The 12039-nt window shown below is 73.1% G+C and carries 6 protein-coding genes and 4 pseudogenes; 9 read left to right on the top strand and 1 reads right to left on the bottom strand.

Features of this window, described 5'->3' with window-relative positions; genetic code table 11:
- Positions 1 to 259: 259 nt before the first annotated feature.
- From UO65_RS19345 to UO65_RS19325, 5 genes are read left to right on the top strand one after another with little or no spacing between them, the layout of a single operon-like run.
- Positions 260 to 1438 carry an acyl-CoA dehydrogenase family protein gene (locus tag UO65_RS19345; protein WP_052021371.1) on the top strand — a complete coding sequence of 393 codons (1179 nt, stop codon included), beginning with the start codon at positions 260 to 262 and terminating at the stop codon, positions 1436 to 1438.
- A gap of 23 nt (positions 1439 to 1461) precedes the next feature.
- Entirely contained in the window at positions 1462 to 2523 is a 1062-nt protein-coding gene (locus tag UO65_RS19340) for a s-methyl-5-thioribose-1-phosphate isomerase (RefSeq protein ID WP_233427747.1), read from the top strand.
- Positions 2516 to 3235 (top strand): acireductone synthase, encoded by a 720-nt coding sequence (gene mtnC / locus UO65_RS19335; protein WP_035284640.1) that lies wholly within the window; start codon positions 2516 to 2518, stop codon positions 3233 to 3235. Before UO65_RS19340 ends, mtnC begins: the two co-directional genes overlap by 8 nt.
- Entirely contained in the window at positions 3232 to 3849 is a 618-nt protein-coding gene (gene mtnB / locus UO65_RS19330) for a methylthioribulose 1-phosphate dehydratase (RefSeq protein ID WP_035284639.1), read from the top strand. Before mtnC ends, mtnB begins: the two co-directional genes overlap by 4 nt.
- Positions 3846 to 4409, top strand: a complete 564-nt coding sequence (locus tag UO65_RS19325; RefSeq protein ID WP_035284637.1) for a 1,2-dihydroxy-3-keto-5-methylthiopentene dioxygenase — start codon at positions 3846 to 3848, stop codon at positions 4407 to 4409. The genes mtnB and UO65_RS19325 overlap by 4 nt, the downstream gene beginning before the upstream one ends.
- Before the next feature lie 51 nt (positions 4410 to 4460).
- Here UO65_RS19325 and UO65_RS19320 read toward each other — a convergent pair.
- Positions 4461 to 4967: pseudogene (locus UO65_RS19320) on the bottom strand (lytic polysaccharide monooxygenase auxiliary activity family 9 protein); the annotation flags it as partial.
- Positions 4968 to 5249: 282 nt separating this feature from the next.
- Here UO65_RS19320 and UO65_RS19315 point away from each other — a divergent pair.
- The 4 genes and pseudogenes from UO65_RS19315 to UO65_RS39000 all read left to right on the top strand — a co-directional run.
- On the top strand, positions 5250 to 7301 hold the full coding sequence (locus UO65_RS19315) for a DNA gyrase/topoisomerase IV subunit B (RefSeq protein ID WP_035284633.1): 2052 nt from the start codon (positions 5250 to 5252) through the stop codon (positions 7299 to 7301).
- Between the two features lie 65 nt (positions 7302 to 7366).
- Positions 7367 to 8788 (top strand): annotated as a pseudogene (locus tag UO65_RS39010) (DNA gyrase subunit A); the annotation flags it as partial.
- A 27-nt stretch (positions 8789 to 8815) separates the two neighbouring features.
- Positions 8816 to 9247: pseudogene (locus UO65_RS39005) on the top strand (LAGLIDADG family homing endonuclease); the annotation flags it as partial.
- A 375-nt stretch (positions 9248 to 9622) separates the two neighbouring features.
- Positions 9623 to 11704, top strand: a pseudogene (locus UO65_RS39000) (DNA gyrase subunit A); the annotation flags it as partial.
- Positions 11705 to 12039 lie beyond the last annotated feature (335 nt).

Here is a 12039-nt window from a genome sequence, read left to right as displayed (position 1 = left end):
CGGCGGTTTGTTGGGTGGTCGGCTGGCCGAGCACATCCACCCACCCGGGCAGTTCGCTCGCCAGGCCGCCGGTTCTCGGGGTGGCCGGTTGGGCCGCTGCGCCGGTGGGGTTCGGGGTGGCTGGAGGCGGGCCTGTGGCTGGTTGTTGCTGCGCCCGGTGGGGTTCGGGGTGGTGGTGTCCGTCCCACATGCCGGCGACGGGTTCCGGGGGGCGGCGGACGTTGCGATACTGCGGCGCCGGGACCGGGAGGGGTGGGGCATGGGCAGGCAGCGGTGGGTGGGGGTCGCGCGCGGTGTCGCCGACCGGTTGGCCGGGGACGCGGTGGAGCGGGAGGGCAAGGGGGCCGAGCCGCTGCCGGAGATCGCCCTGCTGCGCGAGAGCGGGCTGCTGGCGCTGACCGCCCCCGCCGGGCTGGGCGGGCACGGGCAGGACTGGGCCACCGCGCACGCGGTCCTGGCCGAGGTCGCCGCCGCCGACGCCTCCGTGGGGCACCTGCTCGGCTACCACTACCTGCACCTGTGGCGGCTGTGGCTCTTCGACGTCCCCGAGCGGGCCGCCGAGCTGGTGCGGGCGACGGTCGAGCACGGGTGGTTCTGGGCGGGGGTGGCCAACCCGCGCGACGACGCCCTGGTGCTCACCGACGCCCCCGGCGGCGGGTTCACCGTCGACGGGCGGAAGTTCTTCGCCACCGGGGCCAGCGTCGCCGACCGGCTGGTGGTCAGCGGGGTGCACCCGCCCACCGGGGACAAGCTCACCTTCGTCGTGGACGCGGGCGCCCCCGGCATCCGCTACCTGGGCGACTGGGACAACCTCGGGCAGCGGATGTCGGCCAGCGGCGGGGTCGACTTCCGCGGGGTCGCCGTGCCCGCCCGCGACGTCCTCGGCGCCCAGCCCGCCCACGACGCCCCCACCGCCCCGCGCGACTCGCTGCCCGCGCTGGGCTTCCAGCTCGTGCTGAGCCGGGTGTTGGCCGCCGTGGGTCGTGGCGCGCTGGGGACCGCGGCCGACTACACCCGCACCCAGTCGCGCGCCTGGCCCGCCGCCGGGGTTGAGCGGGCGGTCGAGGACCCGCACGTGCTCGCCGCCTACGGGGGCCTGAGCGCCCGGCTCGACGCCGCCGACCTGCTGGTGGACGCGGCCACCGCCGCCTTCGCCGAGGCCGACCTGGCCGGGACCGCGCTCACCGCCGGGGCGCGCGGTGAGCTGGCCCTGCGCGTGTCCGCCGCCAAGGTGGTCACCGCCGACCTCGCCGTGGAGGTCGCGAACCGGGTCTTCGAGTTGACCGGTGCCCGTGCCACCTCCGCCAGGGTCGGGCTGGACCGCTTCTGGCGCAACGCCCGCACCCTGACCCTGCACGACCCCACCGTCTACAAGGCCACCGAGATCGGCAGGCACCTGCTCACCGGCGAACTCCCGGTGCCCAACGGCTACAGCTGATGGCACACCCGACGGCAGAGCCGGTGACAGGGCAGGCAGCGCACCCGGTGGCGGAGCCGACGGCACCGTGGACCGTGCCCACGCTCGCCGACAGCGTCCGGCTGACCGACGACGCGGTGCTGATCCTGGACCGGCGCCGCTTCCCGTTCGAGCGCGACTGGGTGCGCTGCGCGACCGTGGAGGAGGTCGCGGCGGCCATCGCGGACATGGTCACCCAGTCCTCGGGCCCGTACTTCGCCGCCCTGCACGGCATGGTCCTCGCCGCCCGCGCCGCCGCGACCCGCCCGCCCGCCGAGGCCAGGGCGGAGCTGGAGCGGGCCGGGGCGCTGCTGGTCGCCAGCCGGTCCACCAACAACCACCTGCGCAAGGCCGTGGACGCCGTGCTGGCCCCGTGCGGCCCGGTGTCCGGGGCGGAACTGGTGGCGGCGGCGGAACTGGGCGCCCGGCGGGGCGCGGAGGTCTACCACGCCCGCAGCCGGGCCCTGGGGGAGCACAGCGCCCGGCTGCTGCCCCCGGGCGCGCGGGTGCTGACGCACTGCTGGGCCGACTCCTACCTGATCGAGACGGTCAACGCCGTGCGCGCGCTGGGCAACGAGGTGTCCTTCGTCTGCACCGAGACCCGCCCGTACCTGCAGGGCGCCCGGCTCACCGCGGAGACCCTGGCCGAGATGGGCGTGGACACCACGCTGATCACCGACGGCATGGGCGCGGCCGTGCTGGCCGCCGGGGAGGTCGACGCGCTGCTCACCGCCGCCGACCGGGTCACCATGGACGGGCACGTGGTCAACAAGGTCGGCACGCTGGGCCTCGCCGTCGCCGCGCACGCCTTCGGCGTGCCGTTCCTGGCGCAGGTGCAGGCCCCCGACCCGGCCGCGCCGACGGCCGCCGACGTGCCGATCGAGCACCGCTGCGGCGATGAGGTCCTGCACACGCTCGGCGTGCGCACCGCCAGCACCCGGGTGCGCGGGCACTACCCTGCCTTCGACGTGACGCCGCCGCGGTTCGTGCACACCGTCGTGACCGACCGCGGCCCGTTCGCGCCGGACGCACTCGACGGATACCACCGAAAGGCAGTCAGTGACTGAGGTCCTGCGGGCGCAGTGGGTCGTCCTCGACATCGAGGGCACCCTGATGCCGACCAGCGCCGTCCACGTCGGGCTCTACGACTTCGCCCGCCCCCGGCTGGGGCCGTGGATCGACGCGCACCCCGACTCCGAGCTGGTCCGCTCCGCGGTGGCCAGGACCAAGGCAGAGGCCGGGCTGGCCGACGACGCCGGGACCGCCGAGGTCGTCGCCGTGCTGCACCGGTGGATGGCCGAGGACCGCAAGGCCGCCCCGCTCAAGGACCTCCAGGGCGAGATCTGGCAGCAGGGGTACGCCTCCGGGGAACTGGTCTCGTCCTACTTCCCCGACGTGGTCGGGGCCCTGCGCGCCTGGCACGCGGCCGGGCTGGCGCTGGCGGTGTTCTCCTCCGGGGCGGTGAAGGGCCAGGTCGCGTCCTTTTCCAACACCACCGACGGCGACCTGACCGGCCTGTTCCGCTCCCACTTCGACACCGTCAACGCCGGCCCGAAGCGGGAGGCGCCGTCGTACGCGGCCATCACCGCGGGCCTGGGGGACCCCGACCCCGGGGCGGTCGTGTTCCTGTCCGACGTGCCCGCCGAACTCGACGCGGCGGCCGAGGCCGGGTGGCAGACCGTGGGGCTGGCGCGCGCGGGGGAGCCGTACGCCGACGCCGACTTCGGCGCGCACCTCGTGGTCGGCACGTTCGACGACCTGCGGATCGAGGCCGCGTGAACCTCGTCGAGGCGGGCCGGGCGCTGGCGGCGGAGTCCGCGCGCTTCGCCGCCCTGGGCTGGATGCGCGGCACCTCGGGCAACCTGTCGGTCACGCTGGGGCGCGACCCGCTGCGCCTCGCCGTCACCGCCAGCGGTTTGGACAAGGGGACCCTGACCGAGACCGACGTGGTGGAGGTCGACTTCCACGGCGACCCCGTCTCCGGGTCGCTGCCCCCGTCGGCGGAGGCGGCGCTGCACGCCAGGATCGCCAGGGTGGCGCGGGCGGGGGCGGTGGTGCACCTGCACCAACTGGCCCCGGTGATCGCCGCCGAGCGCAACCCCGGCGGGATCGTGCTGCGCGACCTGGAGATGCTCAAGGGCTTCGGCCGGGCGGCCCACGACGACGAGGTGCGCGTCCCGGTCGTGCCCAACAGCCAGGACATGCGCGTGCTCGGCGACGCGTTCGAGGCGGGCTTCGACCCGGCCACCCCGGCCCTTGTCGTCGCCCGGCACGGGGTGTACGTGTGGGGGGCGGACCTGGAGCAGGCCCGCCACCGCGCCGAGTGCCTGGAGTGGCTGCTGCGGTTCGTGAACTCGGTACAGGGGACCGACACGCCCGGGGGTTTCGCGTGACGCTGTTGACGGTGTGGCCCGAGGACGACCCGGGGACCGTGCTGACCCGGACCGAGGACGCCGGGGAGATCACCGGCGTGCTGTCCGCGCTGGGGGTCCGCTTCACCCGCTGGCCGCTGGTCGACCTGCCCGCCGACCCGACGTCGGATGAGGTCCTGGCGGCCTACCGCGACCGGGTCGAGGAGGTGTCCACCCGCGAGGGCTACGGCTTCGTGGACGCGGTCGCCATGACCCCGGCCGCCCCGGCCGAGGACGCCGCGAAGGCCAGGGCGAAGTTCCTCGCCGAGCACACCCACGACGACGACGAGGACCGCTTCTTCGCCCGCGGCTCCGGCATCTTCTACCTGCACGTCGCCGGTCGCGTCCACGCGGTGCTCTGCGAGGCGGGCGACCTGCTCAGCGTGCCCGCCCGGACCACCCACTGGTTCGACATGGGCACCACCCCGGACTACGTGTCCATCCGCTTCTTCCACGACGACGACGGCTGGGTGGCCTCGTTCCTGGAGGACTCGATCGCCGCCCGCTTCCCGACCTTCGACGAGATCACCGCGGGCCGATGAACGCGGACCGCCTCCCCGCGGGACGACGGGGAGGCGGCCCGCGGTGGATCAGCCGATCTGCAGGTCGACGCAGGCGTAGAAGGCGTTCGGCGTGTCGGCGATGTTCCACACCGCCAGCACCTTCTGCCGCCCGGTGAACCCGGCCGTGTCGACCTGGTGGGTCACCGTGGAGCCGGGCTGCGCGCCGCCGTCGTTGAACTCGGCGATCTTCGTGGAGCCGATGAAGTACTGCCAGGTGCTGGTGGCGTGCCGGGCGGTCAGCCGCCAGGTGAAGGCCACCTGCCTGCCGACCCACGTCGTCGGCCAGTTCTTCGACTCGTCGCTGAGCTGGGCGAACCTGGCGTTGCCGCCGTGGCAGCTCCGCAGGCCCTTGGGGCCCTCGACGCTCTGCGGTTCCCAGATGATCTCGCCGCACCCGGCGACCCGGCCCGCGGCGCAGTTGGCCTGGCGGCTCGGTGGGAAGTCGACGTAGCCGTGGGCCAGCGCCGGGGTCGCCGGGATGGCGAGCCACAGCAGCGGGACGGCGGCGAGGGCGGCGAGCTTGCGCGGGAATCTCATGGGCTGCTCCTCCACAGGGTGTCCACCCCCGCGGGTTGGGGGGTGAGACGGGGTGTCCACCCCCGCGGGTCGGGGGGTGAAACGGGCTGGACCAGGGATGCCGGAGAGAATTTGGTCTAGACCATAAGTCGGTTTCGGACAATCAGTCAAGGTGTCCCGGCGGAACCCGACCGGGCCCCGGGTGGCGGTTCCCTCATCGTGTCGGGGTGGGCCGATACCCTCCGGTACCTTGGGACACCTGTTCGACTGACCTGGGCCAGACCTGCATTGGAGTGCTGCGCGGTGACTGCCGAGACCCTCTACGGGGCGGACGACCTCACCCACCTCGAAGGGCTTGAGGCGGTCCGCAAGCGCCCCGGCATGTACATCGGGTCCACCGACAGCCGCGGCATCAACCACCTGTTCGCCGAGATCGTCGACAACTCCACCGACGAGGGCGTCGCCGGGGAGGCCACCAGGGTGGTCGTCACCCTGCACGCCGACGGCAGCGTCCAGGTCGACGACGACGGCCGCGGCATCCCCACCGGCACGCACGCCAAGTCGGGCCTGTCGGGAGTGGAACTCGTCCTCACCCGGCTGCACGCGGGCGGCAAGTTCGGCGGCTCCGGCTACAAGACCTCCGGCGGCCTGCACGGCGTCGGCGCCTCCGCGGTCAACGCCCTGTCGCACCGCTTCGACGTGGTGGTCAAGCGCGAGGGCAAGGTCCACCAGATGTCCTTCGCGCACGGCGTCCCCGGCGTCTTCGACGGTCCCGGCCCGACGGCGAAGTTCACCCGCAGGTCGGGGCTGGAGATCACCGGGAAGATGAAGCGCGGTGAGCGCACCGGCACGTCCATCCGCTACTGGTACGACGCGCGGTACTTCGAGAACGGCGCCAAGCTCGACGTCGACGGCGTCCGGCAGAAGATGCGCAACACCGCGTTCCTCGTCCCCGGCGTCGCCTACGTGCTGCGCACCGCCGTCGACGACGCGATCTCCGAGGAGTCGTTCCACTTCCCGCACGGGCTCACCGACATGGTCGAATTCCTCACCCCCGCGGGCGACCGCGCGGTCTCGGGCACCCTGCTCGCCGTGGGCGAGGGCACCTACACCGAGAACGCCGCCGACGAGAACGGCGTCATGCGCTCCAAAGTGGAGCGCCGGGCCGAGGTCGAGGTCGCCTTCCGCTGGGGCACCGGCTACGAGCGCACCGTCGAGTGCTTCACCAACACCATCCGCAACATCCACGGCGGCACCCACCGCAAGGGCTTCGAGCGGGCGGCGCTCAAGTCCCTGCAGGAGGCCATCGCCCGCACCCGGGGCCTGCTCAAGCCCAAAGAGGACCCGCCCACCCTCGACGACGTCCTGGAGGGGATGACCGCGGTCATCCACGTCCGCGTCCCGGAACCGCAGTTCACCTCCCAGACCAAGGACGAGCTGTCCACCGCGGGCATCACCAAGGTCATCGGCGCCGTGGTCGAACGCGAGCTCAAGTCCTGGGTCGACGACCGCAGGACCAAGGCCGAGGCCAAGGTCGTGCTGCAGAAGGTCGTCGACGCCAGCCGGGTCCGGCTGGCGCAGAAGCAGCAGAAGGACGCCGCCCGCCGCAAGACCGCCCTCGAGGGCGCGGCCATGCCCGCCAAGCTCGTCGACTGCCGCACCACCGGTCTGGCCCGCAGCGAACTGTTCCTGGTGGAGGGCGACAGCGCCCTCGGCTCGGCCAGGATGGCCCGGGTCTCGGAGTACCAGGCGCTGCTCCCGCTGCGCGGCAAGATCCTCAACGTGCAGAAGGCCAGCCTCGCCGACACCCTGCGCAACGCCGAGATCGCCTCCATCGTGCAGGTCCTCGGCGCGGGCACCGGGCGCACGTTCGACCTGTCGACCATGCGCTACGGGCGGGTCATCCTGATGGCCGACGCCGACGTCGACGGCTCGCACATCCGCACCCTGCTGATCACCCTGTTCGCCAAGTACATGCGACCGGTCATCGAGGACGGGCGGCTCTACGCCGCCATGCCGCCCCTGCACAAGATCACCACCAAGGGCCGCAACCCGGAGACCCGGTTCACCTTCACCCAGCGCGAGATGGAGACCACCCTCGCCGCGCTGGAGAAGGCGGGCAAGCAGGTCGTGACCCCGGTGCCGCGGTTCAAGGGGCTCGGCGAGATGGACGCCGACGAGCTGTGGGACACCACGATGAACCCGGCCACCCGCTCGGTCCGGCGGATCACCCTCGACGACGCCGAGGCCGCCGAGACCGCGCTGGAACTGCTGATGGGCGAGAAGGTCGAACCGCGGCGGGCGTGGCTGGTGGAGTCCTCCGGCCGGGTCGACCAGTCCGCCATCGACGTCTGAGCCCACCGAGCCGTCCGCACCACCGCGAGAGCCTGAGAACCACCGCGAGAGAGAGCTGCTGAGTCATGGCACGCCGCAAGGGCCCCACCACCAAGGTCGACCCCGCCGCCTTCGACCAGGCGGGCGCCCAGGTGTTCGACAACCCGGTGAAGACCGAGATCGAGGACTCCTACCTGGAGTACGCCTACTCGGTCATCCACTCCCGCGCCCTCCCCGACGCGCGCGACGGCCTCAAGCCGGTGCACCGCCGCATCCTGTTCTCGATGAACGAGCAGGGCTACCGGCCCACCCACGCCTACGTGAAGTCCTCCCGCGTGGTCGGCGACTGCTTCGTGCGCGGCGCCCTGGTCTCCACCCCGGCCGGGCTGCGCCCGATCGAGGCCCTGGAGGTCGGCGACCTGGTGCTCGACGGCGCGGGCGCCCCGGTCCCGGTGGTCGAGGTCTACGAGAACCCGGTGTCCGACCTGGTCCGCCTCACCTGGGCCGACGGCCACACCCTGGTGGTCACCCCCGGCCAGCGCTTCATGACCCCCGACGGCTGGGTGGAGGCCCGGTCCTTGGCGGGCGCCACGACCGTCCCCGCCGCCCCCCGCCCCCCGGTCCGCGCGGAGGACACCGGCACCGAGTACGTCCTCGGCCTGCTCACCGCCCTCGGCACGGTCGACGCCGACGGCCGGGTGCTGCTCAGCACCCCCGAGGTCGACGCCGTCGACCGCGCCCACGGCTGGGCCATCGGCGCGGGCGTCGCGGTCTGCCGCGACAAGCGCGAAGCCGCCGCCCCCGACGGCCGCGACCTGCACGTGCTGGCCTTCACCCCGGCCGAACCGGTCGCCCGCCCGATGACCGAGGCCCTGGCGGGCCGAGTCCCCGAGGACGTCCTGTCCGACCGCGCCACCTGGCCCCGCTTCCTCGCCGGCCTCACCGACGGCGGCCTCGACCCCACCGGCATCGCCTGCGCCGCCACCGACCCCGAACTGCACCGCCAGCTGCGCGCGATGACCGCCCCCACCGACCCCCAGCCGGTCGTCTCGGTCACCCCAGTCACCCCCGCCACCACCCACGACATCCAGGTCGGCTCCCCGGACCACGCCTTCGTCGTCGAGGGCCACGTCGTGCACAACTGCATGGGCAAGTACCACCCCCACGGCGACACCGCCATCTACGACGCGATGGTCCGCCTCGCCCAGGACTTCTCCCTCAACGCCCCCCTGATCGACGGCCACGGCAACTTCGGCTCCCCGGACGACGGCCCGGCCGCCAGCCGCTACTGCGTCGTCGGCGACACCCGCATCCGCCTGGCCGACGGCACCAGCCCGCGCATCGCCGACCTGGCCGACCTCGCCCCGGACACCGAGGTCGAGGCGGACTTCGAGGTCCTGGACAAGGACGGCAAGGCGGTCCGCGTCGACCGGGTCTTCAACTCCGGCGTGCACCCCACGCTCCGCCTGGAGACCGACAGCGGGTTCTCGCTGCGCGGCAGTGAGAACCACCTCGTCCTCTGCCTCGAAGCGCCGATGGGCGTCCCCCTGTTCCAGTGGCGCAGGCTCGACGAGCTCACCCCGGGCATGGTGGTCTGCGTCGCCCGCAACGCCTGGCAGCAGGTCACGCCCACCGCCGAGGAGCGGGCGCTCGGCGTCCGGGCGGCAGCCCGGGTCTCCGCGGACCCGGCGTCGGACGAGGGCATCCCTGAGTCCGTGTGGTCCGGGGGCTGGGGGATCAAGCGGGCCTTCCTGATGTCGCTGTTCGAGCACGGCGGTGCGGTGCAGTCAGCCGAGGGTGGTGTCACCGTCCACTGCGGCACCCCCGGGGTGCGGCTGGGCCGGGAGGTCCAGGAACTCCTGGCCGAGTTCGGTGTCCTCGCCCGGCTCCGCGACCACGTGCGGTCGGACGGTTCGGGCGAGCACCGCCTCACCGTGTCGGGGCTCCGCGACGTGCGGGTGTTCGCCGAGCGGGTCGGGTTCCCCGGCGCCGGGCAGTCCGGGCTCGACGACCTGATCCGGCGCTCCCCGGCCGGGCCGGACGAGGAGCGGGTGCCGTTCGTCGGCGACTTCGTCCGCGGCGCCGTCGAGGAGGACGGGCGTGGCGGCGGGGAGTCGACCCGGCACGACTTCGACCGCGTGGAGCGCTGGGAGACCGAGCGGCTGCGGATCATCGATCGGATCGAGGACCCGGAGGTCCTCGCCACGATCCTGCCCGTTCTGGACTCCGGGTACCGGTTCGAGACCGTGGCCTCGGTGCAGGCCGGGGTGCCGGAGGAGGTGTACTCGGTCCGCGTCGTGACCGAGGACCACTCCTTCCTCGCGGGCGGGTTCGTCAACCACAACACCGAGGCCAGGATGTCGGCCGAGGCGATGTTGCTCGTCGGGGAGCTGGGGGAGGACACGGTCGACTTCCGGCCCAACTACGACGGGTCGCTGCTCGAACCGACCGTGTTGCCCGCCGCGTTCCCGAACCTGCTGGTGAACGGGACCTCCGGCATCGCCGTGGGCATGGCCACCAACATGATCCCGCACAACCTGGGGGAGGTGGTGGCCGCCGCGCGGTGGCTGATCAACCACCCGACGGCGACGCTGGACAAGCTGATGGAGTTCGTGCCCGGCCCGGACCTGCCGACCGGAGGGATGCTGCTGGGCCTCGACGAGGTGCGCAAGGCCTACGAGACCGGGCGCGGGGTGGTGCGGATGCGGGCCAAGGTGCAGATCGGCCCGCTGGAGGGCAGCCGGGGGCGGCAGGCGATCACGGTGACCGAGCTGCCCTACCAGGTGGGCTCGGAGAAGATCATCGAGAAGATCACCGACGAGGTCACCAAGTCCAAGCGGCTCACCGGGATCGCCGACGTGAAGGACCTGACCGACCGGGAGAACGGGACCCGGTTGGTGATCGAGTGCAAGGTGGGGGTGAACCCGCAGGCGCTGCTGGCCGACCTCTACCGGTTGACGCCCATGGAGCAGTCCTTCGGCATCAACAACCTGGTGCTCGTCGAGGGGCAGCCGCGCACGCTCGGGCTCAAGGCGCTGCTGGAGGTGTTCCTCAAGCACCGCTACGAGGTGGTCACCCGGCGCACCCAGTACCGCAAGCGCAAGCGCGAGGAGCGGCTGCACCTGGTCGAGGGCCTGCTGCGGGCCCTGATCGACATCGACAAGGTCATCGCGCTCATCCGGTCCAGCGCGGACGCCGCCGCCGCGAAGTCCGGGCTGATGTCGCGCTTCGGCCTCTCGGAGGTCCAGTCGACGTACATCCTGGACACGCCGCTGCGCCGGTTGACCAAGTTCGACAAGCTCGAACTCGAGACCGAACAGGACCGCCTCACCGCCGAGATCGCCGAACTGGCCAAGATCCTCGACGACGACGCCGTGCTGCGCCGGGTCGTCTCGGCCGAGTTGGGCCGGGTGGCCAAGGACCTCACCGCCGAGCGGCGGACCGCCCTGATCGACGGCGACCTCAAGGAGGTCCTGGCCGCGTCCAAGCCCGCGGGCCCCCTGGAGGTCGCCGACGACCCGTGCCAGGTGATCCTCTCGGCCACCGGCCTGGTGGCCCGCACGGCGGCGGAATCCGAGGAGTCCTCCGAGGCCCGCAGGCGCAACGGCCGCGCCCGCCACGACGCGGTCAGCGCCGTGGTCCACTCCACCGCGCGCGGCCAGGTGCTGCTGGTGACCAACCACGGCCGCGCGTTCAAGACCGACGTGCTCCCGCTGCCGGTGCTGCCGGAGCAGGTGGGCACCGTGTCGCTCAGCGGCGGCATGGCGGCGGGCGAACTGGTCCCGCTGGTCAAGGGCGAGAAGGTCGTCGGCATCGCCCCGCTGGGCGAGCAGGCGGCCGGATCACCCGGCCTGGCCCTGGGCACCCGCCAGGGCGTGGTCAAGGTCTGCGCCCCGGAATGGCCCGTCCGCTCCGACGAGTTCGAGGTCATCTCCCTCAAACCGGGCGACGAGGTCGTCGGCGCCACCTGGCTCGGCGACGGCACCGAGTCCCTGGTCTTCGTCTCCTCGGAGGCATCACTGCTGCGCTACGCGGCAGGCCTGGTCCGCCCCCAGGGCCTCAAGGGCGGCGGCATGGCGGGCATCAACCTCCCCGCGAACGCCCACGCCCTGTTCTTCGGCGCGGTGGCCACAGCCGATCCCACGCACGGCGACCCGGTGGTGGTCACCTCCACGGGCCAATCGGTCAAGGTCACCCCCTTCGCCGAGTACCCGGCGAAGGGCCGGGCCACCGGGGGTGTCCGCGCCCACCGGTTCCTCAAGGGCGAAACCGGCCTCGTCCTGGCCTGGGTCGGCTCCCGCCCCGCCGCCGCCGGCAAGAACGGCTCCGCAGTGGAACTCCCCGCCATCGAACCCCGCCGCGACGGCTCCGGAGCGGCACACCCGGGACCGGACGTGGTCGGCCACCTGATCGAGAGGGACTGACCACCCACCACCACGGCGAGCAGCCGGGCTGTTCTGGAGGAAGTCGACCCCCCCGAGAACCACCAGCCCAGCCCGGCCGCCAGCCACCCCACAAACCGCCAGCCTGGCGGCCAGTCGCGCTGAAGCCCATCGCGCGCAGCCGCCGATCACCTCGCTAGCCGCCGGCCTGGCGGCCAGCCACCCCGAACCCCACCGGGCGCAGCCAGCGATCACCCCGCCGGCCTGGCGGCCAGCCACCCCGAGCCGTCAGCGGCGCAGCCGCCGACCACCCTCGCAACCGCCGGCCCGGCTACGGATATGCCCGGGTGGGTGGATGTGCTTGGGTGGGGGAAGCG

Source organism: Actinokineospora spheciospongiae (assembly GCF_000564855.1).
In the GTDB taxonomy this organism is placed as follows: domain Bacteria; phylum Actinomycetota; class Actinomycetes; order Mycobacteriales; family Pseudonocardiaceae; genus Actinokineospora; species Actinokineospora spheciospongiae.
The sequence above is the reverse complement of the archived record's forward strand: the minus strand, read 5'-3'. Positions and strand labels throughout refer to the sequence as shown.